The 19,859-nt window shown below is 65.6% G+C and carries 15 protein-coding genes, 1 tRNA gene and 1 pseudogene; 2 read left to right on the plus strand and 15 right to left on the minus strand.

Annotated features, from left to right (window positions below; genetic code table 11):
• Positions 1-11: 11 nt before the first annotated feature.
• A complete protein-coding gene (locus K1X41_RS02975; protein ID WP_220175280.1) occupies positions 12-1,082 on the plus strand; it encodes an aminotransferase class V-fold PLP-dependent enzyme in 1,071 nt (356 codons plus the stop codon).
• A 187-nt stretch (positions 1,083-1,269) separates the two neighbouring features.
• Here K1X41_RS02975 and rlmN read toward each other — a convergent pair whose 3' ends face one another.
• The 15 genes and pseudogenes from rlmN to guaB1 all read right to left on the minus strand — a co-directional run bounded on the left by rlmN (position 1,270) and on the right by guaB1 (position 18,739).
• Positions 1,270-2,577, minus strand: a complete 1,308-nt coding sequence (gene rlmN / locus K1X41_RS02980) for a dual-specificity RNA methyltransferase RlmN (protein WP_132205166.1) — start codon at positions 2,575-2,577, stop codon at positions 1,270-1,272.
• Positions 2,578-2,642: 65 nt separating this feature from the next.
• Positions 2,643-3,173 (minus strand): DUF779 domain-containing protein, encoded by a 531-nt coding sequence (locus K1X41_RS02985; RefSeq protein ID WP_220175281.1) that lies wholly within the window; start codon positions 3,171-3,173, stop codon positions 2,643-2,645.
• 121 nt (positions 3,174-3,294) lie between these two features.
• Positions 3,295-4,329, minus strand: coding sequence for an alcohol dehydrogenase AdhP (gene adhP, locus K1X41_RS02990; RefSeq protein WP_133617858.1), 1,035 nt, complete (start codon positions 4,327-4,329; stop codon positions 3,295-3,297).
• 47 nt (positions 4,330-4,376) lie between these two features.
• A complete protein-coding gene (gene exaC, locus K1X41_RS02995) occupies positions 4,377-5,900 on the minus strand; it encodes an acetaldehyde dehydrogenase ExaC (RefSeq protein ID WP_132205160.1) in 1,524 nt (507 codons plus the stop codon).
• Between the two features lie 133 nt (positions 5,901-6,033).
• Positions 6,034-7,644 carry a GAF domain-containing protein gene (locus K1X41_RS03000; protein ID WP_220175282.1) on the minus strand — a complete coding sequence of 537 codons (1,611 nt, stop codon included), beginning with the start codon at positions 7,642-7,644 and terminating at the stop codon, positions 6,034-6,036.
• A 140-nt stretch (positions 7,645-7,784) separates the two neighbouring features.
• A complete protein-coding gene (locus K1X41_RS03005; protein WP_133617860.1) occupies positions 7,785-8,585 on the minus strand; it encodes a fumarylacetoacetate hydrolase family protein in 801 nt (266 codons plus the stop codon).
• Positions 8,582-9,685, minus strand: a complete 1,104-nt coding sequence (locus K1X41_RS03010) for a branched-chain amino acid aminotransferase (protein ID WP_220175283.1) — start codon at positions 9,683-9,685, stop codon at positions 8,582-8,584. Before K1X41_RS03010 ends, K1X41_RS03005 begins: the two co-directional genes overlap by 4 nt.
• Positions 9,686-9,743: 58 nt before the next feature.
• Positions 9,744-10,805 carry a 3-isopropylmalate dehydrogenase gene (locus tag K1X41_RS03015; protein ID WP_132205152.1) on the minus strand — a complete coding sequence of 354 codons (1,062 nt, stop codon included), beginning with the start codon at positions 10,803-10,805 and terminating at the stop codon, positions 9,744-9,746.
• Positions 10,806-11,281: 476 nt separating this feature from the next.
• Positions 11,282-11,354: transfer RNA gene (locus K1X41_RS03020), tRNA-Glu, on the minus strand.
• 124 nt (positions 11,355-11,478) lie between these two features.
• The gene (locus K1X41_RS03025) at positions 11,479-13,176 is read right to left on the minus strand and encodes a hypothetical protein (RefSeq protein WP_220175284.1); all 1,698 of its coding nucleotides are present in this window, start codon (positions 13,174-13,176) and stop codon (positions 11,479-11,481) included.
• Positions 13,142-13,807, minus strand: a complete 666-nt coding sequence (locus K1X41_RS03030; protein WP_220175285.1) for an ABC transporter ATP-binding protein — start codon at positions 13,805-13,807, stop codon at positions 13,142-13,144. The genes K1X41_RS03025 and K1X41_RS03030 overlap by 35 nt, the downstream gene beginning before the upstream one ends.
• 93 nt (positions 13,808-13,900) lie before the next feature.
• Complete coding sequence (locus K1X41_RS03035; protein ID WP_132205146.1) at positions 13,901-14,308, minus strand: phage holin family protein; 408 nt, start codon at positions 14,306-14,308, stop codon at positions 13,901-13,903.
• 149 nt (positions 14,309-14,457) lie between these two features.
• Entirely contained in the window at positions 14,458-15,648 is a 1,191-nt protein-coding gene (locus K1X41_RS03040) for an AI-2E family transporter (protein WP_258566618.1), read from the minus strand.
• A 49-nt stretch (positions 15,649-15,697) separates the two neighbouring features.
• On the minus strand, positions 15,698-17,149 hold the full coding sequence (gene thrC, locus K1X41_RS03045) for a threonine synthase (RefSeq protein WP_220175286.1): 1,452 nt from the start codon (positions 17,147-17,149) through the stop codon (positions 15,698-15,700).
• A gap of 92 nt (positions 17,150-17,241) precedes the next feature.
• Positions 17,242-18,739 (minus strand): annotated as a pseudogene (gene guaB1 / locus K1X41_RS03050) (GMP reductase).
• 160 nt (positions 18,740-18,899) lie between these two features.
• Between guaB1 and K1X41_RS03055 the strand changes: the two are divergent.
• Complete coding sequence (locus tag K1X41_RS03055) at positions 18,900-19,805, plus strand: DUF4190 domain-containing protein (RefSeq protein WP_132205140.1); 906 nt, start codon at positions 18,900-18,902, stop codon at positions 19,803-19,805.
• Positions 19,806-19,859: the final 54 nt, after the last annotated feature.

Consider the following 19,859-nt stretch of genomic DNA (forward strand, 5'->3'; position numbering starts at 1 on the left):
ACTCTGGGCGCATGACTACTCCGACGCCATACCCGGTCCCCGCTGCACCCGAGTGGGCCGCGCAGTTCGCTGCAGGTCCCGGGTACCTCTCAGCCTGCACTGGCGGCCTCCCGAGTGATGCAACGGTCGATGCGATGCAAGCGTTCGTGGCCCGCTGGGCCGGCGGCGGGCTTGATGCGCAGGCCCTCGGCGACACGGCAGAGACGTGTCGGGAACTCTACGCAGAACTCGTGGGAGTCGACGCGTCCCGCGTGGCGATCGGATCCCAGATTTCACAGTTGGTATCGACAGTCGCCACCGCGGTCCCCGATGACGCCGAAGTGCTGTGCGTCGCTGGCGACTTCTCCTCGTTGACGCACCCATTCGAGCAGCTCGCCTCGCGCGGCGTGCGCGTGCGCTACGTGCCCGTGGCTGAACTTGCTTCTGCGATCGAGCCGAACACAGCGTTTGTCGCATTCTCACTCGTGCAGTCCGCGACCGGCGAAGTTGCCGATCACGCCGCCATCGTCGCAGCAGCACGGCGCGTTGGCGCCCACACGGTCGTCGATCTGACACAGTCGCTCGGCTGGCTGCCCGTCGGTGCGTCCGATTTCGACTTCACGGTGTGCCATGCCTACAAGTGGCTGTGTGCGCCGCGCGGCACCGCGTTCCTCACCGTGCGTGAGGGTCTCGACGATCTGCTCCGTCCGCTCGCGGCTGGTTGGTACTCAGCCGACGACGTCTGGTCCTCCTGTTACGCCGGGCACACTCCGCTCGCTGCCGGGGCTGGCCGCTTCGACGTCTCGCCCGCGTGGCCCGTCTTGGGCGGAACGGAGACAGCGCTGCGCGAATGCCTTGCTCGGGACGCTGCGGCCGTTCACGCCCACGCTGTTGGGCTCGCCAACGAAGCACGCGTGGCACTCGGCTTGCCTGCGGGAGACTCCGCGATCGTGACGTGGGCGGATCCGGAGGGTACGGATCTTGCGGCGATGCGGGCAGGCGGGATCATCGCTTCGGGTCGGGCTGGGAATGCGCGAATCTCGTTCCACCTATGGAACACCGCGGAGGACGTGCAATTGCTCGCCGCAGCGCTCGGGCGGTAAGTCGGGCCGAGCTACACGCGAACCGCGAATGACGCCCTCCCCCGGACGATCCAGCCAGGTGTGGCGCGCTCAACGCTCTCGGTTCGAACGGGCCGACGTGACAGACGCACCTGCGGCAGCAGCGCCACCGCACTGCCGCCGCAGGGACGCGCCACCCGCATCGTTCGCGGGAATGCAGAACGAGGAGCTAGCGGGCGCCAGCAATCGCTTCTGCCTGGCGGCGATCCTCCTCAGTAGCGACGAGCTGTCCGCATGCGCCGTCGATCTCCTTGCCGCGCGTATCGCGCAGCGTAGTGGGAATCCCAGCCGCGTTCAGGCGGTCAACAAATTCGCGGGTGACTTCCCGAGTCGATGACGTCCAGATCGAGCCCGGAGTCGGATTCAGCGGGATGGGGTTCACGTGAACCCAGCCGCGGCCGCGTGAGTTCAGGCGCTCAGCGAGCAGATCGGCCCGCCACCCGTGATCGTTCATGTCCTTAATCAATGCGTACTCGATCGAGACACGGCGCCCGGTCTTCTCGTAATAGTTGTAGGCGGCATCAAGCACCTCGTCGACCTTCCACCGGCTGTTCACCGGGATGAGCTCATCGCGGAGGAGATCGTCGGGAGCGTGCAGCGACAGCGCGAAGGTGATCGCGAGGTCCTCATCGGCGAGCTTGCGGATCGCAGGGGCCAGGCCAACGGTCGACACGGTGATTCCGCGCGCGGACATACCGAGCCCCTCGGGCGACGGCGCCACCATTCGATGCACCGCGTTCATGACGCGCTTGTAGTTCGCGAGGGGCTCTCCCATCCCCATGAAGACCACGTTATTCACGCGTTCCGCTTCAGCACCATTGCCTTCTTCGCGATATCGCCCCAGTCCACCCTCGGCGATGACGCGGTTGGCCTGCACGATCTGGTCCAGAATCTCAGCCGTGGACATGTTCCGCGTGAGCCCAGCTTGGCCGGTAGCGCAGAACGGACAGTTCATACCGCAGCCGCACTGGCTCGAGACGCAGAGCGTGATCCGGCCCGGATAGCGCATCAGCACAGACTCGACAAGCGCCCCATCGAACAAGCGCCACAGGAACTTGATCGTGCGCCCGTCGTCCGTCACGAGCCGCTTCACCTCGGTCAGCAGGGGCGGGAAGAACGTCTCAGCGATCTGCTCCCGGCTATCCTTCGGCAGGTCAGTCATCTGCAGTGCATCCGAGACATAGTGGTCGAAGTACTGCTTGGAAATCTGCTTCGCACGGAACTTTGGCAGCCCCAGTTCACTGATCTTTGCCTCGCGCTCCGCAAGGGGCAAATCTGCGAGGTGGGTGTCCGGCTGCTTCACGCGCGGGGAAGCGAACTGCAGAGTCGGGCGACCATCTGGCGTCGTGAGCTGCTTCCAGCCCTCCGTCTTCGGACGCACCTGCGGGCGCGCCGCCAGGCCGCCCGTGTTCGGGCGGGTTTTGATCAGTTTGGGCAGTTCGGCGCCGAGATCGTGATTGAGCTTGTTGGGATCCACTGCACTATTCTCGCAGGTCGAACTGCGAGGTCGCTCCTGCCGCACGCAACTGTGGCACACGCCCCTCAATCCGCAGCGGAAAACTCCAGTAACCGCGAGCGGATGAGGAAGCGCAGCCCCTCTGGCGCTTCGAGCGAGAAGCCCCCGCCACGACCGGGCACCGCATCGATCGTGAGGTGCGTGTGCGCCCAGACGCCAAACTGCTCGCGCGATATCCAGAACGGGATCTCACGCGCTGTGGTTTCCTGAGCTTCTGTGAGTGGCGGCAGTGCGAGCGTTCCGAGCAGCACATCCTGTCCGCCCGTACGAAACTCCCCCGCCTGGTAGCACATGGGAGCGCTCCCGTCGCAGCAGCCGCCCGACTGGTGGAACATCAGCGGACCGTGCATCGCCCACAGCCGGTCGATCAGTTCAATTGCGGCAGGAGTGAACGCGAGCCGACTCGCGGTTTCGCCCGCGATCTCGGGACGGGCGGCAATCGTACCGGGGATCGGCTTCGCCGGCGCAGGAAGCTGTGGGCTGGTGCTGTCGCATGCGGAATCGCTCAGGTCGCGGGCGCTCGGCCCGGGAGCGCTCGCTCGCGAGTCTTCGGACATGTTGCACATCCTTTCCGCGGCCGCAGCGCCGCGTAGTTCCAGAGTACGCTTCCCCCAGCCGATCGGCGAGAGCGTGAGACGGGGCCCGAGTTCGCGCCGAGCCCCGGCTCACGCACACGTGCTAATTCGCCGTGAGCCGCAGCACGATCCGGCCATCGATCTTGCCTGCGCGCATCTCATCGAGCACCGCGTTGACATCTTCCAGCGGACGTTCGGCGACTGTGGGGTGGATCAGGCCGCGCGCGTAGAAGTCGAGCGCCTCGATCATGTCTTGGCGGGTGCCGACGATTGAGCCGCGGATCGTGAGCCCTTTGAGCACGATGTCGAAGATCGGCGCAGGGAAATCCCCTGGGGGAAGACCGTTGAAGACAATGGTGCCGCCGCGCCGGGTCATCCCGATCGCCTGCCCAAACGCTGCAGGGTGCACCGCGGTGACGAGCACGCCGTGGCTGCCACCCGTTGCCTCCTGAATTGCGGCAACCGGATCCGTCTCGCGTGCATTCACGACGACTTCGGCGCCGTGTTTCGTGGCCAACGCGAGCTTGTCGTCCGCGATGTCCACCGCCGCGACCCGCATCCCCATCGCCACGGCGTACTGCACTGCAATGTGGCCCAGCCCTCCAATTCCGGAGATCACCACCCACTGGCCCGGAATCACCCCGGTCTGCTTCAAGCCCTTGTAGACCGTCACGCCAGCGCAGAGCACCGGAGCCACTTCGACTGGATCCGAGCCAGCTGGCAGCACCGCTGCGTACTCAGCGGCTACGAGCATGTACTCCGCGAAGGAACCGTCCACCGAGTACCCGCCGTTCTGCTGACGTTCGCAGAGCGTCTCCCAGCCTGTCCGGCAGTACTCACAGTTTCCGCAGGCTGACCACAGCCACGCATTCCCCACCAGGTCACCCACAGCGATGTTCGTGACTCCCTCGCCTACCGCTTCGACCACGCCAACGCCCTCGTGGCCCGGGATGAACGGCGGGTTCGGCTTCACCGGCCAGTCACCCTCGACTGCGTGCAAATCGGTGTGGCACACGCCCGTGGTCAATACACGCACGAGCGCCTGTCCCGGGCCGGGGCTCGGGACGGAGTGCGTTGCAACGTCAAGCGGCTGGCCGAACGCGGGTACGGAAGCCGCGCGCATAGTGTCAGTAGTCATCGTGGGAGTGCCTTTCAGTCGTGGGTGAAGTGCCGGTGCGGCGCGGTTTAGAAGAAGCCATCGGCCGACTCCCGATAGCTCACCAGCAGGTTCTTCGTCTGCTGGTAATGGTCGAGCATCATCAGGTGGTTTTCACGCCCAATACCGCTCGACTTGTAGCCACCGAAGGCGGCATGCGCCGGGTAAGCGTGGTAGTTGTTCACCCAGACACGGCCCGCCTGAATCGCACGACCGGCTCGGTATGCCGTGTTTCCACTGCGACTCCAGACCCCGGCGCCCAACCCGTAGAGCGTGTCATTTGCGATCCTGATCGCATCGTCGAAGTCCGTGAACGTCGTCGTGGACACGACCGGACCGAAGATCTCCTCTTGAAAAATGCGCATCGAGTTGTCGCCGCGGAAGATCGTCGGCTGGATGTAGAAGCCCCCGGCAAATTCGCCGCCGAGATCCGCTACGTCACCCCCGGTGAGCACCTGCGCGCCCTCCTGTCTGCCGATATCGAGGTAGGACTTGATCTTTTCGAACTGGTCGTTGGAGGCCTGAGCACCCATCATCGTGTCGGTGTCGAGTGGGTTGCCGCGGGTAATGCGCTCCGTACGCTCGACGACAGCATCAAGGAAATCGCCAGCGATCGATTCTTGAATGAGGGCGCGCGACGGGCAGGTACAGACCTCACCCTGGTTGAGGGCGAACATCGTGAAGCCCTCTTTCGCCTTGTCGAGGTAGCCGTCGTCCTGTGCCATGACGTCCTCAAAGAACAGGTTGGGGCTTTTTCCTCCGAGCTCGAGTGTGACCGGGATGATGTTCTCCGAGGCATACTGCATGATCAGGCGCCCCGTGGTCGTTTCACCGGTGAAGGCGATCTTGCGGATCCGCGGGTTCGATGCGAGCGGTTTCCCAGCTTCTGCACCAAACCCATTGACGATGTTGACAACGCCAGCTGGCAGCAGATCACCAATCAACTCAAAGAGGACCAGGATGGAGGCGGGAGTTTGCTCAGCGGGCTTGAGCACGACCGCGTTTCCGGCCGCGAGCGCGGGCGCCAGCTTCCACGTCGCCATGAGGATCGGAAAGTTCCACGGGATGATCTGCCCGACGACGCCGAGCGGCTCGTGGAAGTGGTAGGCGACCATATCCTCGTTGATCTGAGAGAGGCCGCCCTCCTGCGCGCGAATCGCTCCCGCGAAGTAGCGAAAGTGGTCGATTGCGAGGGGAATATCGGCGTTCAGCGTTTCGCGGACCGCCTTGCCGTTGTCCCACGACTCGGCGACGGCGATCATCTCGAGGTTCTGCTCCATGCGATCGGCGATCTTGTTCAGCACGATTGCGCGTTCAGCTGGGCTCGTGCTGCCCCACGCGGGGGCGGCAGCGTGTGCGGCGTCGAGCGCGGCCTCGATATCACCGGAGGTGCCGCGAGCGATCTCGCAGAACGCCTTGCCCGTGACGGGAGTGACGTTTTCAAAGTACTGGCCGGAGACAGGAGGAACCCAGTCTCCCCCGATGTAGTGCTCGTAGCGGCTCTTGAAAGTCACGAGCGAATCGGGCTGGCCCGGGGCTGCGTATACGGTCATGGCACGTCTCCTTTGACGTCGGTGTCGGCTGTCGGGGTGATCCCCGATGTGCCCGACGCTAACGCGCCAACCGTTGCATCTCCGTTGCATCGCTGTTTCCGAGCTGTGTCGCGGCGCGGTCGTTGCAGCAGCGCTACACGATGGAGGCGCTCAGTGCTTCGAGCCGAGCGACCACACGCGCGCGTTTCGGTGATTGCGGCGGCAGCACCTGCAGCAGGGTCTCCCACACGTGTGCGTCGTTTGGGGCCCAGTGTTGCGCATAGTCATACAGCGCATCGGGATTCGCGTACTCGAGCATCGCTTCCCGCAGCGTTGCATCGACGTCAGCGCGCAGGGATTCCACGAGCGGCGCAGTGGATCCCGGCAGGACCGGCCCCGAGTAGGCCGCGAGGACAAGCTGATTCGATCCGCTTCCGAGCGCGTCAAGCGTGTCCGTCGCGTCAACACGCAGCGGCCTCTCGAGCCGGTACGGGCGAGAGCCCAGTTTCAGCGGCACATGCTCGGACGTCAGCCACCGCCGCAGGCGCACGAGTTCGGCGCGCAGCGTCTGCTCAGAGCTGCGCCGCCCATACACCTGCTCGGCTAGGGCGGCCGCGGCCCACCCTTGAGGTGACGCAGCGAGGCACAGCAGGATCTCGGCGTGGCGGCCGGTGAGGGAGGCCACGCCATCAGCCCACTCCAGCAAGGCGGGATCTCGGCCAAGCACGAGCAGCCGCGGCACGAAGCGGTCGGGCTGCGCGTGCGCTCCCGAGGCGTCGCGCCGGCGCGATGCCCGAACCGGGACGTGAATCTGGTCCCTGTGCGGCTCCCGCTGCTGGTCCAAGCCCGAGTCAGAGCTCGGGCCCTGATCGTGGATATGAAGCCGGCTCAGCTCATCGAGTGCGAGTGGCCCCGCGCTGGGGTCACGATTCACGCAAGATTCGGTGTCAGAGACTGCGCCCGCACCCTCGCCCTCGCCCGCGCCCTCGCCCGCGTCCTCGCCCGCGCCCGCATCTCCCACCGGTCGCGGCCGGTCGAGCAGTGCGCGCAGGGACGCGAGCTGCAACTCCGCCTCAATTGCGGCAAGTGTGGCTTGGAGGAGCGGGAGCAGGTGTGGCGACGCGGCATTGTCGCCCCCGGTCACATCAACGACACCGATGATCGCCCCGGTTCGCGGGTCATGGACCGGGGCCGCAGTACAGCTCCACTCATGCGCAGCACGGTTAAAGTGCTCGGCCCCGAGCACCTGCATGGCATGGTCCAGTGCGAGTGCGCTCCCGGGTGCGCTCGTGCCGATCGAGCGCTCCGACCAGTCCATGCCGGCACGAAAGCCCATCTCGGCCGCCCGCGTGCGCAGCCCGGAGTCACCGTCGACCCACAGCAGACGCCCCGCCGCGTCACCCACAGCAACAATCAGCCCCGTCTCGCGTGCCTCGTCGAAGAGAAGCTTGCGCACGACGGGCAACACCTGCGATATCGGGTGGGTGCGGCGCAGTTCCGCCAGTTCCTCCGCGTCAAGAGCTGGCCGCTCCAGCACGCGGTTCGGGTCGATCGTGCCGCGCTGGGATCGGAGCCACGATTCAAGGACGACCGGGCGAAGCGCTGGCGATCGCCCGAAGCGCTCTCGGAGCTCGGTCTCAGCTGCTGCACTCTCCGGGCCGGCGACGCCGAGATAGCCGAGGAACCGTTCGTGCGCGAGCTCCAGTTGCCGCCGCCGGTCACGCACGGATTCACCGCGCCCCAGGGCTTGCCATACGCTCGGCACACCGGACCTCCTCCTCGCGGCTCTCAGTTCTCCCGAGCGTACCCGAGCGCGAGCGCGCAGGGGAGAACTGAGCGTGTGAATCCAGTGGATTCGCGGAAGCCGAGGACTGCGTCGTCCGTGAGAACCCCGGAACGGACCGCCTAGTCCCCCGCGTTCCGCACCGGGTTGCGGAGGATCCCGATCCCGTCGATCTCGACTTCGACGCTATCGCCAGCTTCCAGCGGCCCCACACCGGCGGGAGTGCCGGTGAGGATCACATCGCCAGGCAGCAGAGTGAACGCCTGAGACGCGTAGGACACGATACGCGCAAGCGAATGAATGAGCTGTGAAGTGCTCCCGTCCTGGCGCAGTTCTCCATTGACGCGGGTCATGATCCGCGCATCCGCGAAGGCCGGATCCGTCTCGATCACGGGTCCGAGCGGGCAAAAGGTGTCGAACCCTTTACCACGCGTCCACTGGCCGTCTTTGATCTGCAGATCGCGGGCGCTGACGTCGTTCGCGCAGGTGTAGCCGAAGACGTATTTCATCGCGTCTTCCTCTGCCACGTCCTTCGCGACCGCCCCGATGACGAGGGCAAGCTCCCCCTCGTGCTCAACACGCTCAGAGATTGCGGGACGCACGATGGTGTCCCCCGGCCCAATCACGGAGGTATTGGGCTTCAGGAACAGCAGTGGCTCGGCCGGGGTCTCACCCCCGGTGAGGCTCTTCATTTCCTCGATGTGATCGGCGTAATTCTTGCCCACACAAACAACTTTCGAGCGCGGGATCACCGGCGCGAGCAAGCGAACTTCTTCGAGTTTGAAGCGGCGTCCAGTCGTGTCGTATCCGGCGACGATGGGATCGTTCGTCAACTCGACGACGTCGACCCCTTCACCGCTCTCGGCAGCGTCGAGGACGCCAAATGAGATCTCGCCCTCGACCTGGAACCGTGCGACCTTCATCGTGCCACCGCCGCGGTGGGAATCTCGGTGAGCCAGTTGTGCCGATCTTCGCGAGTGCCGAACTGGATACCCGTGAGCTCCTCGCGGAGCGACATGGTCAGGGCTCCCGGTGCGCCCGCTCCGAAGTCGATCGCAAAGCCAGTCGATTTCAGCTGTCCAATTGGGGTGATCACCGCGGCGGTGCCGCACGCGAACGCCTCAGTGATCGAACCGTTCGCGACGCCCTCACGCCACTCTGACACCGTGATATCACGCTGCTCGACGGTGTGTCCACGATCCTCCGCGAGCTGGATCAAACTGCGTCGGGTGATCCCGTCCAGAATGTTCCCGTTCAAGCGCGGAGTCAGCAGAGTGCCATCGGCGCGCACGAGGAATAGGTTCATGCCACCGAGTTCGTCGATCGTGTCGACCGTGGCTGAATCAGTGAACAGCACCTGCTGGCAACCGTTTTCCGCCGCCACCTGCTGGGGAAGCAGCGAGGCAGCATAGTTGCCGCCGCATTTGGCGGCTCCCGTTCCACCGCGGCCAGCGCGGGAAAGGTCCTGTGAGAGCCAGATCGATACCGGTTTGACGCCACCAGAGAAGTAGGGACCTGCCGGGCTCGCGATGATCATGAAGCGTGCGCGTTCCGCGGCGCGCACACCGAGGAAGCTTTCATCAGCAATCATGAACGGGCGCAGGTACAGGCTCTGATCGGCTCCGCTCGGCACCCAGTCAGCGTCGACGCTCACGAGTGCTTGGACGGCTGCCACGAACAGCTCCTCCGGGATCTCCGGCAGTGCGAGTCGCACCGCCGACTCGTTCAGGCGGCGCGCGTTCGCCTCGGGCCGGAACGTGACGATCGAGCCGTCTGCCCGACGATACGCTTTCATGCCCTCGAAGATTTCCTGGCCATAGTGCAACACCGAGGACGCCGGATCCATCGGAATCGGGCCGTATGGAATGACCTCAGCGTTGTGCCACCCGGCGTCTTTCGTCCAGATCACCGACACCATGTGCTCGGTGAAAACATTGCCGAACCCTGGATCCGCGAGCAGCGCGTCGCGCGCGGCTGCGGACATCCGTTCGGCTTCGGTGTGGGTGAATGCCAGTTCAGTCATGGGAATACTTTCTCGCGAGTGCTGAATCAAGAATGGGTGCGGTGCCGCTGCAGATCGCTCACACGCGAGCGGGAATCGCTGCAATCACCGCGTCGCCGATGGCCACGGTCGGTCGGGGTGCTGATCCCCGGGCAGCGAGGTCGGATCGGACCGCGTCTCGAACGCGGTCGCCCTCAGTGGTGAGGCCCAGGTGGTCGAGCAACAGTGCCGCGGAGAGGATCGCCGCGGTCGGGTCCGCTTTCTGCTGCCCTGCGATGTCGGGAGCAGAGCCGTGTACGGGCTCGAACATGCTCGGAAATGTGCCGTCCGGATTGATGTTTCCGGAGGCAGCAAGCCCGATTCCGCCGCCGATAGCTCCGGCGACGTCAGTGAGGATGTCTCCGAACAGGTTATCAGTGACGATGACATCAAAGCGCGACGGATCCTGCACCATGTGAATCGTTGCTGCGTCGACGTGCATGTAGTCGACCGCGATCTCCGGATACTCAGAGGAGACGGCACCAACGATGCGCTGCCACATCGACCCCGCGTACACCAGCACATTGGTCTTGTGCACCCAGGTGAGCTTCTTGCGCGGGCGGGCCTGCGCTGCTTCAAAGGCGTACCGCACCACTCGCTCCACGCCAAAAGCGGTGTTGACCGACACCTCGGTCGCGACCTCATTCGGGGTGCCGCCACGGAGCGTTCCGCCGTTGCCGGCATATGGCCCCTCAGTGCCTTCGCGGACCACGAGGAAATCAACGGCGCCCGGATCCCGCAGGGCCGACTCCACACCGGGGAACAGCGTGCAGGGGCGCACATTTGCGTAGTGCTCGAAGTCGAACCGGAGCTTGAGCAGCAGTCCACGCTCAATATTCGCGTGCTTCAGCCGTGCATCGCCCGGAACACCGCCCACCGCACCAAAAAGAATCGCGTCGTGCTCCGCGATCGCCTGCTGCTCCGCCGGCGGCAGCGTCTCCCCCGTTGCGAGGAAACGGTCTGCGCCGAGTGTGAACTCGGTGCGCGCAAGCTCGACCTCGCCGCCAGCCAGAACGGCATCGAGCACGCGATTCGCCTGCTCAATAACTTCCGGGCCGATGCCGTCGCCGGGAATGACTGCGAGCTTGATGGTGCGGGTCACTGAGCGCTCCTCTATATGCCTGGATTGAACTCCCTCCAGCATACTTTGCGCAGCGCGCTCGCCGAGAAGCCTGCGGCGTGGATCAGTCGCTATCTGCTCGCCGCGGGTGGCAGACGGGTCCTTCACACTGCGGGGAGCCTCCGAGGGGCCACACTCGGGCGTTCGCACGGTGCGCCAGCGCCACCCGCGAATGGATCGGCGCAGAGATTGGCACAGGGATGAGCACAGGGATGAGCGCAGGCATGGGCGCTGGAATCACTGCGTGAGTTGGTGCAGGCACGTGCAGGCACGGCGATGCTCCCGGCGGAGAATTCCCGGGAGCATCGCTGCCCGCATGATCGGGGCAGCGACTGACGCGCTTCGAGGGCCTCTGGTGAGCGGCCGCTGGTGAACCTCGGGACCAGCGCCAGAACCGGGCGGCCAACCCTGATAGAAACAGCAGAAGCCCCACCCAAAGGTGAGGCTTCTGCATCCGGTGACCCCAGCGGGATTCGAACCCGCGTTACCGCCGTGAGAGGGCAGCGTACTAGGCCGCTATACGATGGGGCCGGATGTGTTACTCAGCCTCGGGGCTTCCCCCGCTGCCGTGGCAACTCATATATTCTGACACGAGCGACCAAGCTCAGCAAATTTAGCCAAGAATCCCGGGTGTGTCACACACATTTTCGCGGCGCTACTCCTCGGTTATCTGTGCGGACAAGCTCGGCCTCAGTCGGCTGTACGCCCACCCTCCAAGCACGGCGAGCAGGGCAGCGCTGAGGAGGATCGGGGCGACGGCCCCGCCTCCCGCGCCAGCACGGCCCCAGAGCGCGCCGAGTGCCGCCCCTGCGAGCACGGCAATCACCGGCCCATCGAGGCTCCAGATGAATACGTTCAGCCCGGACATGTCACCCGCCGGGGTGGGCACTGGCGCGAGCAACCGGAGTGGGATCGTGCCTTTCAGCGCGGCGGCGACGCGCAGCATCACGGCGACGACTGCGATCAGCGGCACCGTCGCACTGGCACTCCACGCAGCGTCACCCGGCCACACCGCTGCGGCAACTGCGGCACCGGCTCCCAGCGCAGCCACGGAGAGCAGAAGCGGGGCGATCGTATGGCGCAGGATCAGGCCCCCTGGTGCAATGGGGAAAAGTGACGGAGACCCTGCCCCGGCCGCCGAGGTGGCAATCCCCCGGCACCACGCTGGAAGTGACAGTGTTGTGCCGAGCACAACGACCGCACCGAGGAGCGCGGAACTGAGCATATCGCGCGGCTCGACGAACAGGCTCGCCCAGATCAGCCCGGCCGTCACGATGCCGAGCAGCGCAGCGAGGCTGCGCGCCGGTGTCCGGAGTATGCCGAGGAGATCGCGCTTCACGAGAGCGACCCAGAGCCCGGGAGGAGCTGGCTTCGATCCAGCTCGCGTATCCACGTCGCGAGCGGGCTCGGCGCCCAGCTTCAGCGTGAGGCTGCGCCCCACCCGCACGGGCGTTCCGAACCGTGCGAGCGCCGCGGTCGGGTCACCAGTGACTGCGAAGGTTTTCGCACTGTCCCACGTGGCGGCCTGCGCGCGGAGCCCATCACGATCGAGACGCGAGGCTAGCGGAAGGGCACAGAGCAGCACGATCGCGGCCGACCCGCCGAGGATCCAGAGCTGCACAGGCACCGGCGCACTTCCATCAGTTGCATGCCCCCAGATCTGCGCCGCGCCCGACCACGGGTCCCAGAGCGTTCGCCCCGATTGCCCGGCACCCCAGGCCAGCTGCGCCGCGGCCAGGGCCACGAGGCTGAGCGCCACGCAGGTGCGCACGCGAATCCCAATTTGCCCCAGGAGCTGCGCGCCACTCATGAGCACGCCCAGGCACGCTCCTACGCCGAGCAGCGCGAAACCGGTGCCCAGAGAGATCTGTGCGCTCGGTGTGTCAGCGAGCCCCAGCGCCAGCGCCACCGCGCACATGCCGCCGAGCACTGCACCGCCGAGCGCGGCGGAGCCGTACCATCGCGCGACTGTGCCGAGGAGCAGGAGCCAGCGCGGGATCGCGGCGGTGAAGAGCAGGTCCAGCTGCGGGAGGCCGGCTCTCGCCGGGCCGCCCTTACTGCCGAGCAGCGCGGCGCCCGCGCAGAGCAGTGTCATGCCTGCGGCGAGCAGCGGCGCCGAGTCACGGCCGATACTTGGGAGAACCGTCGCGGCGGCGAGCACACTGGACCGCACGAGTGGCGCGACCACAATGATCCCGAGCATGACCGCAAGGTAGATCCGATACGAAACATCGCCAGCGCTCAGCCGATCGCCGCGGCCGCGCCGCACCAGCCGCACGGCTCTGAGCCTCGCCACCGGGCCCCGGATGACGGCACGCTCAGCGGTGCGAACCGCGGTTTTCGCTTCGCTCACGGCTTGACGGCTCCCCGACGCGCAGCTCGGTGTCGGCGACTCGGGCCACGAGTTGCGAATCGTGCGAAGCGAACGCTATCGCGACACCCTGCGCGCGCGCTTCACTGAGTGCCTCAGCGACGAGTCCGCGGCGATCAGGGTCAAGCCGTTGCTCCGGCTCGTCGAGCAGCAGCACGCTACCGGGGCGCGCGAACGTGACGGCGAGCGAGACGAGCTGGCGTTGGCCGCTCGAAAGCTCATGCGGGAATCGATCCGCGAGGTGCCCGATGCCGAAGCGCTCAATCGCCTCGGTGCCGAACCCGACCCATGCAGCTGGCTCGGTGTCGCCGCGCGAACCGGCATCACCAGCCCATGCCGCCACGATGAGCGTGATCTGATCGCGCAGCGTGAGGTCTGGGTACAGCGTTGGCGGCTCGATGAGCGCTGCAACATGACGCCGGATAGCCACTCCGCGCTCGTCGAGCGGGTGACCGAGCAACGTGGCGCTGCCTTTGCTCGGCCGGAGCCGCCCGGCCAGCACGCGTAGGAGAGTGGTCTTGCCTGCGCCATTCTCGCCGCGCACAGCGGTGGAGCTGCCAGCTCGGAGCGAGATAGAGGTCGCAGGCAGCAGCTCAGCGCCACTGAGACTCACGCCAACATTGCTGGCCTGCAAGACCGGCACCGTGCTCGATGCACGGGCCGAACCTCCAGATCCGGATCCAGGTCCGCGGTCGACAGCCAACGTTCAGCGCGCTCCCTTGAGCAGCTTTGCTGCTTTGCGCTTGGCAAGTCGTTTGTCGATCCAGAACGCCATGATGAGCCAGCCGCCGAGCGCCGTGATCACCCAAACGATGATCGGCGCAAGCACCCATGAATCCACTCCGTGGATTTCGATGCCACCCTGGAACAGCGTCGCGACCCAGAGCGCGAGCAGGGTCGCAACGAGGCCAACGCCGCCCGCGAGCGGCGCCGCGTAGCGTTGCGCGATACTCAAGACGAACGGCCCGAGCAGCGCATGTGCAAGGGTAAACACTCCGAGCGCAATGAAAAAGCCTGCAACGTGCAGCGTGACTCCCGGAAGCGCAATATGGATCACGATGAGCGCGATCGCCCCCAAGACGATCTGCGCGAGAAGCTGAAGTAGGAACCGCATGACACCCCTTTGTCCGCCGCGGCCAGTACCGCTAGAGCCAGGCTAGCGCAGGCGGCAAACCGAAGGCGAGCACAGCAGCGCGCGGCCGCACCGGCCAGGAACGGACGCCGCAGCCTGACGCGCCAGGCCACGGCGTCAGTGCACTCGCGCTAGAGCTCTGTTGGCTTCGGCCGGAACCACTTCGCCGGGAGATTGGGACCATCCCAAACTTGGATGACGCCCCAGGCCACGGCGGCGATGGGCACTGCGAGCACGGCTCCGAGCACACCGCTCAGCACGGTGCCAATCGTCAATGCGAGCAAGATCACGAGTGAGTGCAGTTTCAACGCGCGGCCCATCAGGACCGGCTGCAAGAAGTTGCCCTCGAGCTGGTTCACCAGCACCACCACGCCAACCACGAGGATCGCACTGATCGGCCCGTTGGCGACAAGCGCAACGAGCGCCGCCAGTATTCCCGCAAGCGTGGCGCCCACGATCGGGATGAAGGCGAGCAGAAACACGAGCACAGACAGCGGAAGCGCAAGCGGAACCTGCAAGATCATCAAGCCGATCCAGATCCCGATCGCATCGACCGCAGCAACGCCAGCGGTCCCCCGGACATATGAGCCGAGCGTCGCGACGGTCTTGTCGCCCACTCGCTCGGCACGCGCAAGTGCTGAGCCTGTGAAGGGCCGGAGCATGAAGTGCCAGATCTTCGGCCCGTCTTTCAAGAAGAAGAACAGCACAACGATCATCAGAATGAGGCCGGTAACGAACGAGGTGATCGCCCCAACTCCCGCGAGCGCCCCAGAGCCAAACTGCGAGCTCGTCAGGAAATCAACAACGGTGTCTTGCCACTCGGAGATCTGCTCAGCGCTCGGAGCGAATGGCAGTGTCTGCACCCACTCGAGCACCTGCCCAAAGCCATCTTGCGCCTGGCTCGCGAGTTCGTCCCATTCGTCCTGGACCGCCCAGACGATCAGCCACCCCACGCCGGTCAGCAGCAGGGCGATCGCGAATAGCACGAGCACCGTTGCGAGCGGAGCCGGGACGTTGCGCGCACGGAGCCAGCGCATCACCGGCGAAAACGTGCTCGCCAGGATGAGTGCGAGCAAGATCGGGATCACGACCGTGCTGAGCTGACGCATGCCGAGCACCACGATCGCGGTGAGAGCGAGCACGATAATGATCTGCAGCGAGCGCGTCGCCATCAAGCCAAACCCGTCTGACCAGGTGCCGCGGCGCTTTACCGGGCTTCCGGAGCCGGATGCGGGGGTGGAGGGGAACGGTTGAGCTCCCGTGTGCTCTTCGAGCACGGCGACCCGATACTCAAGCTCTCGCGATGATCGTCGTCCGAACACGTGTGCCTCCCCTAGTCAGTCGCCGTGGCGTAAGCGATGTGCCAGCAGTCTAGGGGGCGCTGGGGACAATCGTGGAGCGCACCGCCCGCGCCGCGATGAACTCGCGCAGCTGCGCCGCGTCATCAGCCATCTCCGTGACGTGCTGTGGAAGATCGAGCAGTTCCGCCAGGTGCTCTGGCATCCCGAGCCGCTCCCCTGTCGCTTCGAAGACGATCTCCGGGAACTTCTCGGGCTTTGCGGTCTCCAACACGAGCATCGGAACACCGTCTTCGAGGTGCTCGCGGGCCACTTTCACTCCGTCAGCCGTGTGCGGGTCGATGATGATCCCGGCCGTGGCGTGGATGTCACGGATGGTGGCAACCCGGTCCGCATGCGTGCTCGTGCCACTCTGGAACCCGAAGTCTGTTTCCAGGCGTCCAAGCTCAGCAGTGAGATCAATACGTCCGGTCTCAGCCAGCTCGGCCCAGGCGCTCGCGAGCCGATCGCCATCACGTCCGAGCACGTCAAAGATGAAGCGTTCAATGTTCGAGGCTTTTGAGATGTCCATCGACGGGCTGGAGGTGAGATAGGTCTCAGCGGATCCACGCGGTGCGTAGATGCCGGTGCGGAAGAACTCGTCCAGCACGTTGTTCTCGTTCGCCGCGAGCACGAGGCGCCTGATCGGCAGTCCCATGGCGCGGGCGAGGTGCCCGGACAGGATATTGCCGAAGTTGCCCGAGGGCACGGTGAAGGAGACTGCAGTGCTCGCCCGCTCCGCCTCCGCCACTGCGTCCGTCGCCCTGAGCCACGCCCAGAAGTAGTACACCATCTGCGCGCTGATCCGGCCGAGGTTGATCGAGTTCACCGTACCGAGCGTGTGTGCACGCTTGAAGTCAAGATCCCCCGAGAGCTCCTTGACCAAGTTCTGGCAGTCATCAAAGACGCCTTCGATCGCGATGTTGTGGATGTTCTCGTCAGTCAGCGAGTACATCTGCGCGCGCTGGAAGTCGCTCATGCGCCCCTGGGGCGACAGCATGAATACTGCGATCCCGTCTTTCCCACGCAGCGCGTACTCAGCCGCAGACCCGGTGTCACCCGAGGTGGCCCCGATGATGTTCAGCGTGCGATCGGTGCGCGCAAGTACATACTCGAGTGCCTGGCCGAGGAACTGCATCGCCATGTCTTTGAAGGCGAGCGTTGGCCCTTCCGAGAGTCCGACAAGCGAGAGCTGGCCATCAAGGGGCGTGAGCGGCACGATCTCATCGGCAACAAAGCTCTCGGCGCGGTACGCTGCGGCGCACATCTCGGCCAGGTCCTCACGCGGGATATCCGTGGCGTAGAGGCTCAGGATTTCCGTTGCGAGCTCTGGATAGCTCAGGCCACGCATGGCCTCAATGCGTTCGCTACTGAGCTGGGGAACCGTTTCCGGTACGACAAGACCGCCGTCAGTCGCCAGCCCTTCCAGCAGGATCTCGCTGTACGATGCCGGCGCCATGCCGCCGCGGGTCGAAATGTACTTCAACTTTGCTCCTCGTCGTTGGTGCCGCCACCATTCTATTCAGGTCGGGCGTCAGATCGTCGCGGGGCGCTTCCGGAGAGCGCCGCACCACGGGGCTACCAGCTCACCGGGAGCGCTTTCCCTTCCTCATACCCAGCTGCGGACTGCAGGCCGACTCTGGCGCGCGCGTGGAATTCACTCAGAGTGGTCGCACCGGCGTAGGTAAAGGAAGAACGCACACCGGAGGTGATCATATCCACGAGATCTTCCACGCTCGGGCGCTGTGGATCGAGCAGGATCTTCGAGGAGGAGATCCCCTCAGCAAACAGTTCTTTGCGTGCCAGCTCGTAGGCATCGAGGCTCCCGAATCGCCCCTGCACTGCCTTCGCGGAAGCCATCCCCCACGATTCTTTGTACTGCCGCCCTTCGGCGTCGGTGAGCAGCTCACCGGGCGACTCGGCGGTGCCTGCGAACCATGATCCAATCATCACTGACGCGGCCCCTGCGGCGAGCGCGAGAGCGACGTCGCGCGGGTAGCGCACGCCCCCGTCCGCCCACACGTGTGCGCCGAGGTCGCGGGCAGCGGTGGCCGCTTCGAGCACGGCCGAGAACTGGGGGCGACCAACCGCAGTCATCATGCGCGTGGTGCACATCGCCCCCGGGCCAACTCCGACTTTGAGAATCGTCGCACCCGCGTCGACCAGGTCGTGTACTCCATCTGCCGTCACGACATTGCCCGCGACAATAGGTCTGCCGAGCCCCAACGCGCCGATCGTGCGCAGTGCGCGCAGCATGCCCTCTTGATGACCGTGCGCCGTGTCTACCACCAGCACATCCGCCCCAGCTGCAACGAGCGCGCGCGCTTCGCTGCGACATCGCCGTTGATCCCCACTGCGGCGGCGACGGCGAGCCTGCCGTCCGGGTCGAGAGCAGGACTGTAGATCGTGCGGCGCAGGGCTGATCGTCGCGTGAGCGTGCCGATGAGAGCATCCCCGTCGGTCACGCCGACCGCGTCTGCTGCGGGCCCGGCAGCGGCGCCCTCCCCGTCACCGCTGCAACCGCGTCGAACGCGCTGCGAGCATCTCCCAGTTCCGACAGCGGCAGCAACGGTGTCTCGCCGTGGACGAGGTCCCCGAGACGTGCGTCACCGGGCACGGCCGCCAGCCGATCAGCCGACACAATCCCACGCACCCCGGCAACGCGCACTCGCCCCATCGCAACGTCGTCTCCGCTGCGCTCGGCCACCACCACGATTTGCCCCGGCGCCCTGGGGATCACACGGAGCGCAGCATCGGCCGTGGCTCCGGGATCCAGCACGAGTGGCGAATCCACCGCCACAGGTTGCGCTTTCACCCAGCGAATCGCCGCCTCAGTGTCCGCCAGCGCGAGATCCTGTGGCAGCACGGCCAGCCCGCCACGGCGCGCAAGCACTGCGGCGAGCCGTGGCCCGGTCACCGAGTTCATGTTCGCTGCGACAAGCGGGATCGTTGCTGGCGTGCCATCGCCAGGGCGCAACTGCACGTCGAGCCTGCTCGTCACGGCAGAGCGCCGCGGTACGAGAAACACATCTGCGTAGGTGAGATCGACTGAGGGCTGACTCCCGAGAAACTCCATAGTTGCAACGCTAGGCCATGCGCGCAGTTCCAGCATCTGGCTTGGCTGAGTAGACTTGGCTATGTGCTGCCAATGATGGGCGGCACGCGGGCTCGCCTGCGCCGATCCCCCCGGTGCGGCTTCGTTCCCACCTTGCCCCCCCGATTAGGAGCTCCTACGCATGACTGACCCGAACACCCCTGGCCCTGATTCAACGCAGCCTGATGCGCCGTTGCCTGTTCCACCGGCTTCGGAGCAGCCCGCTGCCACTCCCGCGTTCCCGGCAGCCCCAGAATTCCCTGCCGCGGCCGAGGTCCCGCCGGCCGCAGCTCCCGCCGCTCCGGAGTTCCCTGCGACGCCCGGCACTCCAGGCACCCCTGCAGCGCAGAACGCCGAGCAGCCGCCCGTGTACGCTGCAGCACCTCCCGCCCCACCAGCCGGCCCGCAGGGCCCTGGTGCTCCCTACCAGGCGGGGCCTGGAGCACCGCAGCAGGCGCCAACAAACACGCTCGCGATTGTGGCACTCATCGCCAGCTTCTTCGTGAGCGTCGCTGGCATCATTTGCGGCCACATCGCGCTCAGCCAGATCAAGCGCACGGGTGAGCGTGGCCGCGGCCTCGCACTTGCCGGCACGATCATCGGCTACGTGTCGTTCGCAATCACCGTGATCTCGATCATCGCGCTCGTCGTCATCGGAGGCCTTGCTGCCGCGGTCGGTTCATCCACGGTCTCTCAGCTGGATGATGCCACGACACAGCTCGAGGAACTTGAAGCTGAGCTTCCCGACTCAAGTGAGCTCGCGCCTGGTGCGTCTGAGAGCGCAGGCGATCCGCGCTCGGCCGAGTTCTGCGCTGCGTTCACGAAGGCAACGGAGATCACCGAGGCGTCAACTCAGCCTGACTTCGAGGCAAGTGAGCTGGATGCGTACCGTGAGCTCGCCGCGATCGAGAGCCCGAACCAGCAGGTGTACGCAGACTTCCTTGCGTTTGCAGAGCAGCCGATGCCGGATGCCGCAAGCTCGGACTTCTCTGCTGCGATGGAAGCATTCTCCACTGCCATGTACGACGATTACCTGGCCTGCGCGTAATCGCCCGTCGCATGCCGTAGGGCCCCGCACGAGAACTTCGTGCGGGGCCCTACG

This window comes from Leucobacter luti (assembly GCF_019464495.1).
GTDB classification, from domain to species: Bacteria; Actinomycetota; Actinomycetes; order Actinomycetales; family Microbacteriaceae; genus Leucobacter; species Leucobacter luti_A.

Coding starts and splice junctions, on each gene's coding strand:
- K1X41_RS03055 (WP_132205140.1), top strand. CDS start 18,900: ATGACTGACCCGAACACCCCTGGCCCTGATTCAACGCAGCCTGATGCG.
- K1X41_RS03005 (WP_133617860.1), bottom strand. CDS start 8,585: ATGAAGGTCGCACGGTTCCAGGTCGAGGGCGAGATCTCATTTGGCGTC.
- adhP (WP_133617858.1), bottom strand. CDS start 4,329: ATGACTACTGACACTATGCGCGCGGCTTCCGTACCCGCGTTCGGCCAG.
- K1X41_RS03035 (WP_132205146.1), bottom strand. CDS start 14,308: ATGCGGTTCCTACTTCAGCTTCTCGCGCAGATCGTCTTGGGGGCGATC.
- K1X41_RS02975 (WP_220175280.1), top strand. CDS start 12: ATGACTACTCCGACGCCATACCCGGTCCCCGCTGCACCCGAGTGGGCC.
- K1X41_RS03010 (WP_220175283.1), bottom strand. CDS start 9,685: ATGACTGAACTGGCATTCACCCACACCGAAGCCGAACGGATGTCCGCA.
- K1X41_RS02985 (WP_220175281.1), bottom strand. CDS start 3,173: ATGTCCGAAGACTCGCGAGCGAGCGCTCCCGGGCCGAGCGCCCGCGAC.
- exaC (WP_132205160.1), bottom strand. CDS start 5,900: ATGACCGTATACGCAGCCCCGGGCCAGCCCGATTCGCTCGTGACTTTC.